This is a genomic window from Acinetobacter sp. TAC-1, from assembly GCF_029025845.1.
Classification (GTDB): domain Bacteria; phylum Pseudomonadota; class Gammaproteobacteria; order Pseudomonadales; family Moraxellaceae; genus Acinetobacter; species Acinetobacter guillouiae.
The window spans coordinates 533,863-551,646 of sequence record NZ_CP118892.1 but is presented as its reverse complement, the minus strand read 5'-3'; the positions used below and the strand labels follow the sequence as shown (position 1 = coordinate 551,646).

14 protein-coding genes are annotated in these 17,784 nt (G+C 39.5%); 7 read left to right on the top strand and 7 right to left on the bottom strand.

Annotation, left to right across the window (positions count from 1 at the left end; genetic code table 11):
* Nucleotides 1-52: 52 nt before the first annotated feature.
* From PYV58_RS02590 to PYV58_RS02570, 5 genes are all read right to left on the bottom strand, one after another.
* A complete protein-coding gene (locus PYV58_RS02590) occupies nt 53-883 on the bottom strand; it encodes a hypothetical protein (protein ID WP_034612323.1) in 831 nt (276 codons plus the stop codon).
* A 106-nt stretch (nt 884-989) separates the two neighbouring features.
* Nucleotides 990-1,787, bottom strand: a complete 798-nt coding sequence (locus tag PYV58_RS02585) for a hypothetical protein (RefSeq protein ID WP_034612319.1) — start codon at nt 1,785-1,787, stop codon at nt 990-992.
* Between the two features lie 87 nt (nt 1,788-1,874).
* Nucleotides 1,875-2,891 carry a ketol-acid reductoisomerase gene (ilvC, locus tag PYV58_RS02580; RefSeq protein ID WP_004725869.1) on the bottom strand — a complete coding sequence of 339 codons (1,017 nt, stop codon included), beginning with the start codon at nt 2,889-2,891 and terminating at the stop codon, nt 1,875-1,877.
* A 149-nt stretch (nt 2,892-3,040) separates the two neighbouring features.
* A complete protein-coding gene (gene ilvN, locus PYV58_RS02575) occupies nt 3,041-3,532 on the bottom strand; it encodes an acetolactate synthase small subunit (RefSeq protein WP_004725868.1) in 492 nt (163 codons plus the stop codon).
* The gene (locus tag PYV58_RS02570; RefSeq protein WP_034612315.1) at nt 3,529-5,256 is read right to left on the bottom strand and encodes an acetolactate synthase 3 large subunit; all 1,728 of its coding nucleotides are present in this window, start codon (nt 5,254-5,256) and stop codon (nt 3,529-3,531) included. The genes ilvN and PYV58_RS02570 overlap by 4 nt, the downstream gene beginning before the upstream one ends.
* A 575-nt stretch (nt 5,257-5,831) precedes the next feature.
* Here PYV58_RS02570 and PYV58_RS02565 point away from each other — a divergent pair.
* The 7 genes from PYV58_RS02565 (at nt 5,832) to PYV58_RS02535 (ending at nt 15,619) form a co-directional block, all read left to right on the top strand.
* Nucleotides 5,832-6,227 carry a DUF4124 domain-containing protein gene (locus tag PYV58_RS02565; RefSeq protein WP_004816974.1) on the top strand — a complete coding sequence of 132 codons (396 nt, stop codon included), beginning with the start codon at nt 5,832-5,834 and terminating at the stop codon, nt 6,225-6,227.
* Between the two features lie 116 nt (nt 6,228-6,343).
* Nucleotides 6,344-8,980, top strand: coding sequence for a leucine--tRNA ligase (leuS, locus tag PYV58_RS02560; RefSeq protein WP_034612313.1), 2,637 nt, complete (start codon nt 6,344-6,346; stop codon nt 8,978-8,980).
* A 212-nt stretch (nt 8,981-9,192) separates the two neighbouring features.
* Nucleotides 9,193-9,726 carry a hypothetical protein gene (locus PYV58_RS02555; protein WP_004725857.1) on the top strand — a complete coding sequence of 178 codons (534 nt, stop codon included), beginning with the start codon at nt 9,193-9,195 and terminating at the stop codon, nt 9,724-9,726.
* A 4-nt stretch (nt 9,727-9,730) separates the two neighbouring features.
* Nucleotides 9,731-10,723: a DNA polymerase III subunit delta gene (gene holA, locus PYV58_RS02550; RefSeq protein ID WP_034612310.1), complete on the top strand. Its 993-nt coding sequence runs from the start codon at nt 9,731-9,733 to the stop codon at nt 10,721-10,723.
* Between the two features lie 111 nt (nt 10,724-10,834).
* The gene (locus PYV58_RS02545; protein ID WP_004816969.1) at nt 10,835-12,199 is read left to right on the top strand and encodes a MacA family efflux pump subunit; all 1,365 of its coding nucleotides are present in this window, start codon (nt 10,835-10,837) and stop codon (nt 12,197-12,199) included.
* Between the two features lie 2 nt (nt 12,200-12,201).
* A complete protein-coding gene (locus PYV58_RS02540) occupies nt 12,202-14,193 on the top strand; it encodes a MacB family efflux pump subunit (RefSeq protein ID WP_034612303.1) in 1,992 nt (663 codons plus the stop codon).
* Nucleotides 14,194-14,215: 22 nt separating this feature from the next.
* Entirely contained in the window at nt 14,216-15,619 is a 1,404-nt protein-coding gene (locus tag PYV58_RS02535) for an efflux transporter outer membrane subunit (protein WP_034612300.1), read from the top strand.
* Nucleotides 15,620-15,779: 160 nt separating this feature from the next.
* Here PYV58_RS02535 and PYV58_RS02530 read toward each other — a convergent pair whose 3' ends face one another.
* Nucleotides 15,780-16,760 (bottom strand): hypothetical protein, encoded by a 981-nt coding sequence (locus PYV58_RS02530; protein WP_034612297.1) that lies wholly within the window; start codon nt 16,758-16,760, stop codon nt 15,780-15,782.
* The gene (locus PYV58_RS02525) at nt 16,757-17,755 is read right to left on the bottom strand and encodes a DUF6708 domain-containing protein (RefSeq protein ID WP_275059699.1); all 999 of its coding nucleotides are present in this window, start codon (nt 17,753-17,755) and stop codon (nt 16,757-16,759) included. Before PYV58_RS02525 ends, PYV58_RS02530 begins: the two co-directional genes overlap by 4 nt.
* Nucleotides 17,756-17,784 lie beyond the last annotated feature (29 nt).

The following is a 17,784-nucleotide window of genomic DNA, read 5'->3' as shown; positions in this document are numbered from 1 at the left end:
GCTAAGTTTTTGACATTTTAATGATTATTTAATGACAGTTTTTTGACCATTATCAGTTTTCATCAGAAATACGATTTAACAAACCATTCTGAACTTGATAAAGCTGTCCATTACCAAAATCAATTTGTTGTTTTTCACTATGTAAACTTGGGAAACCAACAATTTTCTCAAGTTGCGGAGAACGTTGAAATTGTTGTGTTTTTGGATTGTACATCCAGTAAATATAGCGCTTATCATCGACTGTACGACCTTGTGACAAGTCCGACACAATGACATCATAATAACCATCAAAATTAATATCCATATAGCCAATACTGTTTGGATAACCAGTAAAACCTGTCAAGCTCTGTACCACTGTATTGTTGGTTTTATTTAACACATCAACACGTTTTAAGGTTTTTCCATAAGGGCTATTGGCATCATCTTGAGCATAAAATTTAAAGATAAAAACGGGTTTATTGCTGACTTTAAAAGCAGGCTCAAACTGTATCGACTGCCAAGCTGTATTTGGTTTCTTTAACAATGATGCTTTAAACACACCTGTATTTGCATTTAATAGACCAGTTAATTGATCACTACCATTTGCAGAAGAATCTGATTGAGCAGTGATCGACTTTAAATCCAACTGATCAGCTTTTTGTGTCCCTTTAAAATCTGTTGTTGTACCATCCATTAAATCCGTCAACACACCGTGCGGATGGGCAATCCCCGCATAAAGGTTCATAAAGTATCGACCTTCACTCGACTTAAGCATACGTTGCATCGATACACGTACGCCACTCAACGGTTTTAGCGCAGTGTTGCTCGAAGTGGACTGCGTTTCAGCAAAACTAAAGCATGAAATAGACAAAGTCGTCATTGCGATGAGAAGTTTAGATTTCATGCTTGAATACCACGTTTAACCAGAATCAATAATGTGTAATTTATCACAAAATAAATTTTTATTAGTTAAAAATTGCTACCCTAAAGATGATTTTAAAAAGCGCGATTTAGACGCGACCAATTGGCTGTTTGGCAACATGACCTTTTTTCTTCAACTCCTCAATATACTTTAATTCATTACGCGCTTTTGCGTCTGAGGGATCAACCTTTAAAACTTTATTAAAATATTGAGTAGCTTCATCCAGTTGATTTAATTCAATCAAACTCACCCCTAAACTGCGTCTTACACTCTGTTGAATTGCCAATCTTTTTTCTTCAGGCTCAAGCAAATACAGATGCTGTTCAGCAGCTTTATAGCTTTCCAATGAGGCTTGCCACTGGTTTTGTGCTTGCTGAATAAAGCCTGCCTCTTTTAAATACACACTATTAAAAGGTGATAGTGTTAAAGCACTTTTTAACTTTACTTGAGCATTCTTTAAATCATTCAATTCAATAAATGCATAAGCGGCTTGAAAGTATAAGTCCGCCCAACAACTTGAAAAAACTCGAATATTTTTTTGCTTTCCTATATCAAGCATCAGGTATAGCAAGGTTTCAGCAGTGCCATTGGCTGCATAGAGAGTATCGTGGCTATTGTTTTGGTATTTTTCAAAATACTGAATTGCAGTCTGTAATGCTGCGATGGCCTGTTGTGGATGCCCCGCATTTAAAGACTGCTTGGCTTTTTCTAAAGCATTGTACGCAATCTTTTCATCGAGTAATTTATTTTGGGTATTTTGAACTTGATCATAATTCTGCCTAGATTTTTGCATAGAATCGTCTACGCTCGCATTCTGCGCATATACGGGATATATAGCACTACAGCCAAGCATACTAATGCTGACTAAATATGTTTTTAATGTCATGTTATTTTCTGTTTTATTATTAACTTTAGCTAAAATATAACATAAAAAAACCCACTCAAAAGAGTGGGCTTTGATAAAAACTAAAAATTAGTTCTTTTCTTTATCTACGATTTTGTTGGCTTGAATCCAAGGCATCATCGCGCGTAATTTACCGCCAGTCACTTCAATACCGTGAGCTGCGTTTTGACGGCGACGAGCTGTCATAGATGGATAGTTCAATGCACCTTCTTGGATGAACATTTTCGCATATTCACCTGATTGGATACGTTTAAGTGCATTACGCATCGCTTCACGTGATTGCTCGTTGATCACTTCAACGCCAGTCACATATTCACCGTATTCAGCATTGTTAGATACTGAATAGTTCATGTCCGCAATACCGCCTTCAAACATTAAATCAACGATTAATTTAAGTTCGTGCAAGCATTCGAAATAAGCCATTTCAGGTGCATAACCCGCTTCAACAAGCGTTTCATAACCCATTTTAACCAATTCAACAGCACCACCACAAAGTACTGCTTGCTCACCAAATAAGTCAGTTTCAGTTTCTTCACGGAATGAAGTTTCGATGATACCTGTACGACCACCACCTACACCTGAAGCGTAAGAAAGTGCAACGTTACGTGCATTACCAGAAGCATCTTGATGAATCGCGATAAGATCAGGTACACCTGAACCACGTTGGAATTCTGAACGTACAGTATGACCTGGTGCTTTTGGTGCAACCATGATCACGTCTAAATCTTTACGTGGAACAACTTGGTTATAAAGTACAGCGAAACCATGTGCAAATGCTAAAGTCGCACCTTCTTTGATGTTTGGCTCAATCACGTCACGATAAAGCTGTGATTGAAACTCATCTGGTGTCAAGATCATCACTAAATCAGCTTGAGCAACAGCAGCTGGAACTTCAGCAACTTTAAGGCCTGCATTTTCAGCTTTTTTCCAAGAAGTAGAACCAGCACGTAAACCAACAGTAACGTCTACACCTGAATCTTGAAGGTTTTGCGCGTGAGCATGACCTTGTGAACCATAACCAATGATCGCTACTTTTTTACCTTGGATGATAGATAAGTCGCAGTCTTTATCATAAAAAATTTGCATTGCTGTCTCCGCTAAAATGCTGTGTTTCCTCTTCCTATCCTGAAGATTATTGTTTTGAATCTTCTAGTCTAAGTCCCTCTCCCATTGCGAGGAGAGGTTATACATGAGGGAATAAAAAATCAAATAATTAATTACTGGTTGAGGTGCAACTAGAGTGAAAGAACCTTTTCACCACGAGCAATACCAGATACACCAGAACGAACAACTTCTAAAATTGTGTTTTCTGCAAGTGCATCAATAAAGCCATCAATTTTTTCAGTTGTACCCGCAATCTGAATGGTATAAGTCGTTGGTGTAACATCAACCACTTGAGCACGGAAGATATCCGCTGTGCGCTTAATTTCAGCACGTGCAGAACCCAATGCTTTGACTTTAATCAGCATCAGTTCACGCTCAATGTGTGCGCCTTCTGACAAATCAACCACTTTAACCACTTCGACCAACTTATTCAGCTGTTTGGTGATTTGCTCAATTTTATGGTCATCACCATAAGTGGTTAATGTCAAACGTGACATGGTTGGATCTTCAGTTGGTGCGACATTTAAAGTTTCAATGTTATAACCACGTTGAGAGAACAACCCCACTAAACGAGAAAGCGCACCAGCTTCGTTTTCAACGAGTACAGAAATAATATGTCTCATTCAGTACGCTCCCCTTTAGACAACCACATATCTTGCATAGATTGACCTGCAATAAGCATCGGATATACATGCTCGGTACGATCAACCATCACGTTAATGAATACACATTTATCGTTAATCGCCATTGCTTCTTTAAGCTTAGATTCAAGCTCATCCGCATGGTCAATCTGGATACCTACATGGCCATAAGCTTCCATCAATTTTGGAAAATCGGGTAATGACTCAACATAAGAACTTGAATGACGTCCTTCATAGTTCATATCTTGCCATTGTTTTACCATCCCCAAAGCACGGTTGTTCAAGCACAGAATTTTCACATTTAAGCCATATTGCTTACATGTAGAAAGCTCTTGGATACACATCTGAATCGATGCTTCACCTGTGATACACACCACTTGTTGATCTGGGAATGCAAGTTTTGCAGCCATGGCATAAGGCAAACCCACACCCATTGTGCCTAGGCCACCTGAGTTGATCCATTGACGTGGACGTTTGTATTTGTAATACATCGCACCAAACATTTGATGCTGACCAACGTCAGAAGTAATGATCGCTTCACCATTGGTTACTTTGTCTAATACTTCAACCACTTGTTGTGGTTTCATCACACCATTTTCACCTGGCGCATAACGCAAACCATGTACTTTGCGCCATTCGTTGATTTGTGACCACCATGCCGAGATATCTTCAGGGTTTGGTTTAGAAACATTCATTTGTTTCAATTGAACCAACATCTCTTGAAGTACTGGCTCTACCGCACCCACGATTGGGATATGCGCCATAATGGTTTTTGAAATCGTCGCTGGGTCGATATCAATATGAATCACTTTCGCATTGGTACAGAACTTCGCTGGATTATTGGTTACACGGTCATCAAAACGCGCACCGATCGCCAAGATAACATCAGCATTATGCATACTCATATTGGCTTCGTATGTACCATGCATACCCAACATACCCAAGAATTGCTCATCATCGCCTGGGAACGCACCCAAACCCATCAGCGTATTGGTCACTGGGTAATTCAATAAATGCGCCAATTCAGTCAGTAATGCAGAAGCATTGCCTTGAACAACACCGCCACCTGTATAAATCACAGGGCGTTTGGCATTAATCAGCTCATCAATGGCTTTACGAATTTGACCTGAATGACCGCGGTGAGGTGGCTGATAAGAGCGCATCTTCACTTTTTCAGGATATTCATAAGCAAATTTGTCGACAGGATTGGTGACATCCTTCGGAATATCAACCACAACAGGACCCGGACGACCTGAAGCAGCAATATAAAATGCTTTTTTAATAACGGCAGGAATTTCACTTGCATGACGCACTTGGAAACTATGTTTTACGATCGGACGAGAAATACCGACCATATCTGTTTCTTGGAATGCATCTTCACCAATAAGATGGCTGGCAACCTGTCCAGACAAAATCACCATTGGGATTGAGTCCATATAGGCTGTAGCGATTGGTGTTACAGTGTTGGTTGCGCCAGGTCCAGAAGTGACCAGCACTACACCTGTTTTACCCGTCACACGTGAGTAAGCATCTGCCATATGACCAGCAGCTTGCTCATGACGTACGAGGTAATGATTGATTTTATCTTGTTTAAATAGCGCATCATAAATATGTAATACTGCGCCGCCTGGATATCCAAAAACATGTTCAACGCCTTCGTCCGCCAATGCACGAACGAGCATTTCACCACCAGATAAAAGTTCCAACGTATTCACCCTAATCTTTATTCCACAGCGCTATGGGAGACACAGGCCGTGTTTCATTCATTGATTGTGCGCTCTGTTATAGCACACATATTTACTAGTTTTTGCAGCAATAAAAAAATAAATCGTCACGCAGCTGTTTGAGCTGTATGAATCACTGAAATATGTTGGGATAAACATGCTTCGGTAGAGTCATTTTCTCGGCTTAGAGAAAATGTTATTGCTTGCTTTGATATTTTTACTCGAAGGGTGATCGAAAAAAACATCTGAAACTAAAGCAAGCATTTTTGTAGTTTTAGCGAACAAAGTCAAGGTTTCTATCAGGCTTTTTATTGTTTATTTACCAAGCGTTTATTTTTAAAACTATTCCTTTTTTTTGGTTGTCTTATAAATAAAATTTTCAAAGACTTATAAGCCAATAAAATTGCAAAAGAATTATTTAAAATTTTATTTTTCTGTATAAAATAAATACGATTTCTAAAACACCCAGATCAAGCGAAAACAATCCGATGTATATTAGATAGCAGAATGATTTTTCGTTTTCATCTGAATAAAAAATGACTCAAAGGTTTTATAAAATGAAACAACGTCAACGCTTTGCACACACGGCTTTTGTATCGACAATTTTTGCCTTATTCTCTGTGGTTGGGGTCAGCGCCAGTCATGCAAAACAGTATTATAAATGGGTAGACAGCAAAGGCTCTACCCATTACACCACCACACCACCGCCGAAGAATGCGCGTAGCCAAAGCAAGGTGAATACTTATGGCTATCATGGAGATTCAACACCCACCAACTCAGCACCAACAGCTCAGCCGCATACACCACAAAATCAGCCACAAAATGGGCAACCACAAGGTACTCAACCGGTAACCCCAGCACCAGTGGTTAACCCACCGAATACACAACAGCCGAATGTTGTTCCACAAAATGGGCAAAATACACCTATTAGTGTTGCCCCAGTCAATAATTAAATTAAAAGTAAAAATCACAAGTTTTTCAGATTTAAAAGCGCGCAAAATTCACTTTTAGATGGATTTTGCGCTATGCTGTGTGCACAGTTTTTTAACCATTATTCTCAAATACATTTATGACTACTCATATTGACCCTGAATATCAAGCAAATGCGATTGAGCCTCAAGTCCAAAAAGACTGGGAAGATCGCAAATCGTTTAAAGTTGCCGACACTGTAGAAGGTCCACGTCGTTATATCCTCTCGATGTTCCCTTACCCAAGCGGCAAACTGCATATGGGTCATGTGCGTAATTATACTATTGGTGATGTGATCAGCCGTTTTCACCGTCTCAAAGGTGAAACTGTGCTACAACCGATGGGTTGGGATGCTTTCGGCTTACCTGCTGAAAATGCAGCGATTGCCCATCAAGTTGCGCCAGCAAAGTGGACCTTTGAAAACATTGCATATATGCGCGATCAATTGAAGAAACTTGGTCTATCTGTCGACTGGGATCGCGAATTTGCCACCTGTACACCAGAGTATTACCACTGGGAACAATGGTTATTTGTACAGCTCTATAAAAAAGGCTTGATTTATCGCAAGCTGTCTACAGTAAACTGGGATCCTGTAGACCAAACTGTTCTTGCAAATGAACAAGTTGAAAATGGACGTGGTTGGCGTTCAGGTGCATTGGTAGAAAAACGTGATATTCCAATGTATTACTTCCGTATTACCGATTATGCACAAGAATTATTAGACGATTTAGATACCTTAAAAGACGGTTGGCCACAACAAGTTTTAACCATGCAACGCAATTGGATTGGTCGTTCAACGGGTATGGACATTACCTTCCCGTCGGCAAATCCTGAAATTTATGCAGATGGTTTAACGGTTTATACCACACGTGCCGATACCTTGATGGGGGTAACTTATGTTGCGGTTGCAGCTGAACATCCTCTAGCGCTCAAAGCTGCTGCGATTCAATCTGAAGCAGGCAAGCCAGAACTTGCTGCCTTTATTGAAGAATGTCGTATGGGTTCTGTTGCAGAAGCGGATCTTGCGACTGCTGAGAAAAAAGGCATGGCAACAAGTTTATCTGTTAAACACCCTGTTACGGGTCAAGATATCCCTGTTTGGATCGCAAACTATGTATTGATGTCATATGGTTCAGGCGCGGTGATGGCCGTTCCAGCACATGATGAACGTGATTTTGAGTTTGCCAATAAATTCAACTTACCAATCAAACAAGTCATTGATGCCAAAGGCTCAGATGATGCTGAATACTCTGCGTCTGAATGGCAGGAATGGTACGGTTCTAAAGAAGGTAAATTGGTCAATTCAGCTGAATTTGACGGTTTAGACTTCCAAGCTGCTTTTGATGCATTCCTAAGTAAATTAGAACCACAAGGTCTTGCCAGCGCTAAAGTTCAATTCCGTTTACGTGACTGGGGAGTTTCTCGTCAACGTTACTGGGGTTGTCCAATTCCGATGATCAACTGTGACAAGTGTGGTCAAGTCACTGTTCCAGAAGATCAACTGCCAGTTGTTCTTCCAACAGATGTGGTTCCAGATGGTTCAGGTAATCCTTTAAATAAAATGCCTGAATTTTATCAAACAAAATGCCCAAGCTGTGGTGGTGATGCACGTCGTGAAACCGATACTTTGGATACCTTTGTAGAGTCATCTTGGTATTATGCACGTTATGCTTCTCCTGATTTCACGGGTGGTTTGGTTAAACCTGAAGCTGCAAAATCTTGGTTGCCTGTAAACCAATATATTGGTGGTGTAGAGCATGCCATCCTACATTTACTTTATGCACGTTTCTTCCATAAACTTATGCGTGATGAGGGTGTGGTACAAGGCAATGAACCATTTACCAACTTATTGACTCAAGGTATGGTTTTAGCGGATACCTTCTATCGTGAAGCGGAAAGTGGCAAAAAAACTTGGTTTAATCCTGCGGATATTGAGTTAGAAAAAGACGAGAAAGGTCGTGTACTTTCTGCTAAATATTCAGGTGACGGTCAAGACGTTGTGGTTGGTGGTCAAGAGAAAATGTCGAAATCGAAGAATAACGGTATCGACCCACAAGCGATTATTGACCAGTACGGCGCGGATACCGCACGTGTATTTATGATGTTTGCTGCACCACCAGATCAATCTTTAGAATGGTCTGATGCGGGTGTTGAAGGCTCAAACCGTTTCTTAAAACGTGTATGGCGTTTAGTTGCAGGCTTCCTTGAAAAAGGCAACCATGCAACAGCAATTGATGCTTCGAAACTTTCTACTGAAGCGCAAGATCTACGTCGTAAAACTCATGAAACGATTCAAAAAGTGGGTGATGACATCGAACGTCGTCATGCATTCAATACTGCGATTGCAGCTTTGATGGAATTGCTCAATGCCAGCAATAAGTTTGAAGCAAAAGATGACAACGATGTTGCTGTAGCACGTGAAGCGATTACCACTTTATTGACTTTGCTTGCACCATTTGCACCACACTTAAGTCAGACCTTATTGACTGAGTTTGATATCGATTTAACTTCGGTACTGTTCCCTACGGTTGATGAGTCTGCATTAACACGTAATACACAAACGATCGTAGTTCAAGTCAATGGTAAGCTTCGTGGCAAGTTAGAAGTCTCTGTTGATGCATCGAAAGATGAATTATTGGCATTGGCTAAAGCATTGCCTGAGGTTCAACAATTCTTAACGGGGCCAACCAAGAAAGAAATTGTGGTTCCAAATAAACTTGTGAATTTGGTGGTTTAAAAAGCTTTTAAGCCTCCCTTTCTAAAAGGGAGGTTTGGAGGGATTTTATGAAAAAAATCTCCCCTAACCCCTCTTTAAAAAGAGGGGGACTAAATGCAATAAACAAAACCCAAACAAAGCCCGTTGTCATTCAACGGGCTTTGATTCTAAAATGGCGTGAATTTATAAAGATTAAATATTCCATATCCAATGGAATTTCATGAGGACAAAGCATGCATTTAGTTCAACGTGTTGCTGCAGTTGTATTAACTTTGGGTCTGAGTGCGGGCTTAGTAGGTTGTGGCTTTCATTTAAAGGGCACCAATGCCCAAGCAACGCCTTTGGTTTACACCAAATTACAACTGGTGTTACCAGCGAATACTGAAGATCTTGAAAAGAAACTCAGTGTTTATTTAACCGCGACAGGTGTCCAACTGAGTAATTCAAGTGATGCTTATGTATTACGAGTATTAGACTACAAACCCGTTCGTCATGAGTTAAATGGTAAATTGGTAGAAACACTACTCCGTCTAAGTGTTACTTTCCAGATTGAAGATAAACAAGGGAATCCGATTACTGAACCTCGAACCTTAAATGCATCTCGTAGTTATCAATATGATGTTGCAACGGTCAACACAGATGATCAACAATATAAATATCTGAGCCAAATTTTGATTGATGACATTGCACAACAAATGTCACGTCAAATTGCAGCCAATCGCTTACCTAAAGCACGTACTCTTTCGACCCAACCTGTAGCGCAATAATTCTATGAAACTTGACTATTTACAAGCCCTTAAACGTGTTGATGAAGCGCGAGGTGTTTGGATTTTACATGGTCAAGAACCACTTCTAGAACAAAACCTACTCGATGCTTTAAGAAAAAGCTGGGCAGAACATGAAGTAGAAAGACAACGCTATGATCTCAATAGCGTTTCCGACTGGAAAAATGTCTTTAATGCTTTGAATAGCTTATCTTTATTTTCTCAAAATCTGGCACTTGAAGTCCATGGTAATATCAAACCCGATGCCAATGGACTCAAACAACTCAAACACTATATTCAACATAATGAACACAACCTGCTTGTGATCATTATGCCCAAACAAGACTCAAGTAGTCTAAAGTCAAGTTTCTTTCAAACCGTTGAAGCCAATGGTGTTGTGATAGCTTTAACCGCAAATTACCCGCAAGACCGTCAACGAATATTGTCAATCGAAGCAGATCAGCTCGGTGTCCAGTTAAATCAAGATGCCTGGATCTGGCTTGAACAACATCATGAACATAATCTTTTGGCTGCCAAAAATAGCCTGATGCGTGTTGCCGACACCTTCCCAGATCAAAAGCAGATTTCAATTGAACATTTACAAGAATGTTTACAGGATCAATCACGTTATAGCACCTTTGATTTAAGTGATGCATTGATTGCTGGAAACTTGGCACTTTCGATTAAAATTTTCCAATATCTTGTAGAGTCAGGCGAACCCAACAGTTTAATTTTATGGACAATTAGTAAAGAAATGCGTCTTTTGATGCAATTGTATGAACAACCACAAAATGCCTTACAGCTCGGCATCTGGAAAACCAAAATTTCGTTGTATCAACAAGCACTTAGACGCTTAAATCCACATTCATTTTTAACTTGGCCACAACTGTTATTGCGTGTAGATGCTGCAATCAAAGGACTCAGCAAAGAAAGTCCAGAACATATCATTCAACAATGTATTGCTGAGTTATGTGGAAAAACTTTATTTATCAATGCTTAGGTAAATATTACACAGAATAATTCTCATTTCCATTTATTTTAAAAAATTCACGCTTTATCCTTATTTAATCATTATAATTTGATCAATTTTTCTCTCAGCCCAATTATCGCTATGCCAAAAATAAAACCAGCCAAAGCCATTCTTATAGCGGTTTGTCTTGCCATCATTGCCGCAATCGCATGGTACGTATTAAAGCCTAAAAATACACAACCGCAGTATATAACCTCAGAAGTCACACGTGGTGATATTGAAGATGCAGTTCTTGCAACAGGTGATTTAGAAGCAACCAAGATGGTGAGCGTTGGTGCGCAGGTTTCAGGTCAAGTTAAAAAAATGTACGTCAAGCTGGGGGACCAAGTTAAACAAGGTCAACTGATTGCACAAATTGATTCAGTGCGTCAAAGCAACGATTTAAAAACGGCTGAAGCCAATATTAAAAATCAACAGGCTCAGTTGACAACCAAACAGGCGACTTTAGCCAAAGCTGAGGCAGAATATAACCGCCAAAAAAATATGTTTGCACAAGATGCAACCTCTAAAGCAGATTATGACAGTGCCTTAGCGGCATTTAAAACAGCACAAGCTGATATTGCTTCGATGGATGCACAAATTGAACAATCCAAGCTTACACTTGCAACATCACAAGAAAACTTAGGTTATACCCGTATTGTTGCTCCTATGGATGGTACCGTGGTAGCCATTGTGACCGAAGAAGGTCAAACGGTAAACGCCAACCAAAGTGCACCAACTATTGTGAAACTTGCAAAATTGGACACTATGACCATCAAGGCACAAGTGTCTGAAGCAGATGTCATGAAAGTTCAAGAAGGTCAAAAAGTTTATTTCACCACACTGGGTGACAGTGAGAAAAAACGCTATGCAACACTGCGTCAAGTAGAGCCTGCACCAGAATCAATTAATACTGAAACATCAAGCAATTCATCTTCCTCATCATCAAGTACAGCGATTTATTATAATGCCCTATTCGATGTACCAAACGATGACGGTAAACTCCGAATTGATATGACCGCACAGGTGTATATCATTTTGGCTGAAGCCAAAAATGCACTGACTGTTCCTGCTGCGGCATTACAGTCTTCAAACCGCCCACAACGTGCCAATAAATCCGCAAATGGCGCATCTGCTGCAAATTCAACTCGTTCAGCATCTGCACCTCAAGGTCAAGCAAATAAAAATGGACAAAATGCTGCTGATCGCCCAGAACGCCTTGAACTCACCGCAGATGAAAAGACTTTGATTGATCAAGGTAAAGCTTCGGTTTCGATTGTTCGTGTTTTACAGGCGGATGGTAGTGCTCAACGTAAACAAGTTTTAATTGGTTTAAATAACCGTGTAACCGCCCAAGTGCTGCGCGGCCTCAATGAAGGTGATCAAGTTGTACTAGCAGATGGTTCAGATACATCCAATGACTCTGCAAAACGAAGCAATAAAAACAGTGGCCCAATGAGACTCTAAGCATGGATCAGAACAATCATCAGATCAAACCTCTACTTGAGGTCAGTAATCTGATTCGTGAGTTCCCTGCGGGTGAATCCACTATTCAGATTTTAAAGAGTATTAACCTTAAAATTTACCCCGGTGAACTGGTTGCTATTGTAGGGCAATCTGGTTCGGGTAAATCGACATTGATGAATATCTTGGGCTGTCTTGATCAACCCACATCAGGCAGTTATCAAGTCAATGGACGTGAAACAGGTCAACTTGAACCCGATGAACTCGCGCAATTACGTCGTGAATATTTTGGCTTTATTTTCCAGCGTTATCACTTACTGGGTGATTTAAATGCCGCAGGAAACGTTGAAGTTCCAGCGATTTATGCTGGTATGGATCCGAGTGTGCGTCAAAAGCGTTCACATGAAATCTTGACTGACTTAGGACTCGGTGAAAAAACTGAAAACCGTCCAAATCAGCTTTCGGGTGGACAACAACAACGTGTTTCAATTGCCCGTGCTTTGATGAATGGTGGTGATGTCATCCTTGCGGATGAGCCAACTGGTGCACTAGATAAGCACAGTGGTGTTGAGGTTATGCGTATTTTACGTGAGCTCAATGCCAAAGGGCATACCATCATCCTGGTTACGCATGATATGAATGTGGCAAAAAATGCGACACGTATCATTGAAATCAGTGATGGTAACATCATCGCGGATAAGCCAAATGTTCCTGAACATGATGATGAGATTGATATTGTTGTCGATCCAGAACCTAAATCGAATCGTAAAAAGTCATCTAAATGGCGTTCTGCATTAGATCGTTTTGCAGAAGCCTTCCGTATGGCCTTGCTGGCAATGAATGCCCATCGTATGCGTACCTTTTTAACCATGCTGGGTATTATTATCGGGATTGCATCTGTGGTCTCGGTGGTGGCTTTGGGCAATGGCTCACAAAAGCAGATTCTTGATAACATCAGCAGTTTAGGCACCAATACCATTACCGTCTTTCAGGGACGTGGCTTTGGTGATAACTCGAAAACAGCACAGTTTAAAACCTTGGTTCCAGCAGATGCTGACGCACTCTCAGAGCAACCGTATGTCGAAGCAGTCAGTCCAACAGTCAATAGTAGCGTAACAGCACGTTTTAAAGACACCGAAGCTTCTGCAACCGTCAATGGTGTCAGTGCTGATTTCTTCTATGTGCGTGGTATGACCTTTAAATCTGGGCAAGCTTTTGATAAAAACAGTATCACTGGGCGAGCGCAGGATGTGGTGATTGATGCCAATACTGAAAAGACTTTCTTTGCAGATGGCACTAACCCTGTAGGGCAAGTGCTGTTATTGGGGAGTGTTCCAAGCCGAATCATTGGTGTGATTGATGCACAGCAAGGCTTTATGGGCAACTCAGACAGTCTCAATGTTTATCTGCCTTATTCAACCGTCATGAGCCGAATGTTAGGACAATCCAATGTTCGTAGCATCATCGTACGTATTAAAGATGAATATCCAACTGCGGTTGCTGAAAATGCCATTTTAAGTTTGTTGGAACAACGTCATGGCGCACAAGATGTCTTTACTCAAAACTCTGACAGTATTCGTCAAACCATTGAACAGACCACACAAACTATGACTTTATTGGTTTCAGCTATTGCGGTGATTTCACTGGTTGTCGGTGGTATTGGGGTAATGAACATCATGTTGGTGTCGGTGACTGAGCGTACCCAAGAAATCGGTGTGCGTATGGCTGTAGGTGCTCGGCAAAGTGACATTCTGCAACAGTTCCTGATCGAAGCTGTTTTGGTGTGTATTTTGGGCGGTATCTTAGGGGTTCTGCTCTCTTTAGGCATTGGACAGTTAATTGGGCATATTGCCAAAGGCAGTTTCCAAATGGCGTATTCAAGCACCTCAATCATTGCGGCATTTGTATGTTCAACCTTGATTGGTGTGGTATTTGGATTTATCCCAGCTCGCAATGCAGCACAGCTCAATCCTGTTGATGCACTTTCGCGTGAATAACCGAAGAATAAGGAAATTATTAATGCAAATGAATTTAAGCAAACTTGCAAGCGCCTTGATTCTTGGGAGTTCATTGGTCGGTTGTGCGGCTGTGGTTAAAACCCCATACGAGGCCCCTGCTGTGCAAATTCCAAATGGTTTTGTTTATGACAATGCAAAATCTAAACACGTTCAGGCAGATTTATATGCAGATCAGTGGTGGACCTTATTTGGTGATGCTCAGTTAAATCAACTGGTCAATCAAGTGATTCAACGCAATGCTGATTTAGCTGTTGCAGGGATTAACTTACAAACAGCCCGTTTAAGAGCTGGCTTAGCGCGAGACCAACAAGGTCCTCGTGTTAATTCTGGAGTATCTACAGGCCATAGCTTTGACCTTCATTCAGGTGATGATGCTGCCAAAGGTCTATCTCTCAGTGCGGGTGTCAGTTATGAAGTGGATTTGTTTGGAAAATTAGCACGTCAAACTGAAGCATCGAAGTGGGAATCTTTAGCCACTGAACAAGACTTACAAGCGACTGGGCAGACCTTAATTGCCACAACCGCAAATTTATATTGGCAATTGGGTTATTTAAATGAACGCTATAGCTCTGCCCAACAAAGCCTAGCTGCTACTCAAAAAACCTTTGAATTGGTGCGTACTCAATATCGTGCTGGCGCTGTTTCAGGACTAGATTTGACCCAAGCTGAGCAATCGGTACAAAGCCAAAAAGCCAGTTTAAGCCAAATTGAACAGCAACGTGTTGAAACACGTACCGCTTTGGCAGTGTTATTACAAATACCTGTGCAACAGTTAAATATTCAAGAACCACAGCAATTACCGCAGATCAGTCTACCCAATATCTCAGCGGGTTTACCAGCAGATATTTTGTCGCGCCGTCCTGATTTAAAAGCAGCCGAATTGCGTTTACGTGAATCCTTGGCGACCAAAGATGCCACCAAAGCCAGCTATTATCCTTCAATCAGTTTGACGGGGAATTTAGGTTCAACCAGCACATCATTGACAAATTTATTGAAAAATCCTGCACTGTCTTTAGGCGCAAGCTTAAGCCTGCCGTTTTTACAATATAATGATATGCAAAAGAATTTAAAAATCAGTGAACTGGACTATGAAAAAGCCATTGTTCAATATCGCAATACCTTGTACCAAGCTTTTGCAGATACTGAAAATGCATTGTCGAATCGTACTGAGCTAGATAAACAAGTCGCCTTTCAACAAAAGAACTTGGAACTTGCGGAAAAAACAGAACGTTTGACCAATGTACGTTATCGTAATGGTGCAATTGCTTTAAAAAATGTTTTGGATGCCCAAGAAACCACACGTAGTGCTCGTTTGTCTTTAGTCCAAGCCAAGCAAAGCCAATACAATGCTTATGTCACTTTGATGCAAGCTTTGGGTGGCAGTCCGATTAAGCAATTACCTTAAGAATGTGTTGAGATAAGAAAGCCCTGAGGGGCTTTTTTTTAATGCTATGTTTTCTTTTTGGGAAATACCCTACTATTCTTATAAACTGGGTATTGCAAAGTACCATTAAACATAGTTAACCTATTAATATAATTAAAGATAAAAATTAATTTTAATCTTTTTATTTATCTTTCACACTAAAGAAACCAAATTTTAAATTGTCTTTCGACGTCACTATATAGGGATCATTTTCATCTACGGGATTATCCTTTTTAAGCTGTTCGCTCCAATAGAATGATTTTGAAAAAAGAACTGTAATTCGTCGTCCAAAGAACCGAATAAATTCAGGTATGGCAAAAATAAGCGCATAGAGTGGTGTCTGAAAATGATTGATAAACACGGTTTGCCAACTTTGCTTAAAGGATTCTTTTTTTTCTTGAATATCATAGCAATATGTTAATTTGCTTTTATAATCTTGCTCAGGATCATCTATCCCTTTTCTGTAGTACAGTGGTTCAGGCCCCTGTTCTGCATAAGTTTTTATAAATAGTAAAAAGCCTTCTATATAGTCTTTATGAATATTGGGTGTACCCAACTGTATATCATGTTTTATCACTTCACCATCAAGTATATAGGCATGTAACTCATATAGCGGTAGTCCCACTACACCTTGTGATTGAACGATATCAAAATACAAATCGTTTAATAAAAACTGAGTGGTGTTATTCCCATCAGAACACACAGTCATTGTCTTATTTTTTCTATTTATTACGACTGGTAAATAAATAGGCTTTAAAAAATCGAATTTCAAAAAAGGAATTAACATTGTAAAAAAAACGTATAATCCGCCAAATGCTAGTAATATAGCACTCGAATAAATAATAATTTTTTCATCTTCAACACCATCACTTAAAGTAAAAAATAATAGATAAATAATTAATAGAAAAATAGGCAAAGCAAAAACAGATAAAAATATTAATACTTTCCCCTTCCACGCGTAATTTTTATTTGTTAATTCAATATAACCAGAATTCATTTGAACCAATGAAAAATTATGATTGATCACTCGGTTGAGTTCAAAAGTATCCAGTTTAAAAAGTTGATACTTTTTTACACTTTCTCCGACTCTAGTACGAGGAACAAAATACCATGGATTTTTCATTTATCTTTCATCTCAAACATACTAAATTCAAAGTTGTCTTTAAAGCTGATTTCCTCTGGGCGTTGTTGTTCCATTTTATTCTTAAGAATGACTTCTTTATGCCATACAGGTAGAGGCTTTATATTGAGCAATATTCGCCTTGCAATAAAATTACCAAGATCAAAAGGATAGGAGAATAGAGCAGGAACCCAGTTATAATGATAAATAATTCGAAATGACTTCCATGTATCTCGATAACTTTCTTTTGCACCAATGACCTGTTGGCAAAATGTTAATTGAGTAAACGGATCTATCGTTCCATACATCGGATGAGGTTTTGGATATAGTTCTTCAGGTCCCTTATGCATAAAATGACATATAAATGACCATAAGCCTTGAGTACGAAATATACCAATCATAGGAAAACCAATGACGAAAGTATGTTTTAACAGACCATCTTCAACAATATGTGCTCTAAGCTCTCTCAGTGGTATACCTGAAAGCCCAAAGCTTGTACCCATCACATAAACAACATCTTTCCAATCTCGTTCTATATACTCAGCATCAGTTAAATAAAAAAATACTTTGCCTGTTTTTCGGTTAAACAAGATCGGTTTACATATTGGCTTTTTATAATCATATTTAAAGAAAGGATTCAAAAATGCGTATAGTGGTAAAAAGAAGGTAATCAATGCAGAAATAACGACAAATATTGAAAAATAAATAGACTCGTTAGGACCTCCACCAAGTGTAAAATACAAATATAGGATATGAAATATTAATAACAATACAGGAAAACATAAAACTAAAAGACTGATTCCCTTCCCTAACCTTGCATAAGATTGGTCAATAAGCTCAATATAGTCATCATTCATGCTTAAAAAAGACCAGTTATGATTGCGTTTAAATTCATCATAAGGCGTTAAAAGTACATCATTTTCCTCTAATTTTGAAAAAGGTATATTTTCTTTAAATACGTCATAACCAAACGCATGTTTTTTAATTTTACTTTTCATCATGCAACCATTTTACTGATGCTTCCAAA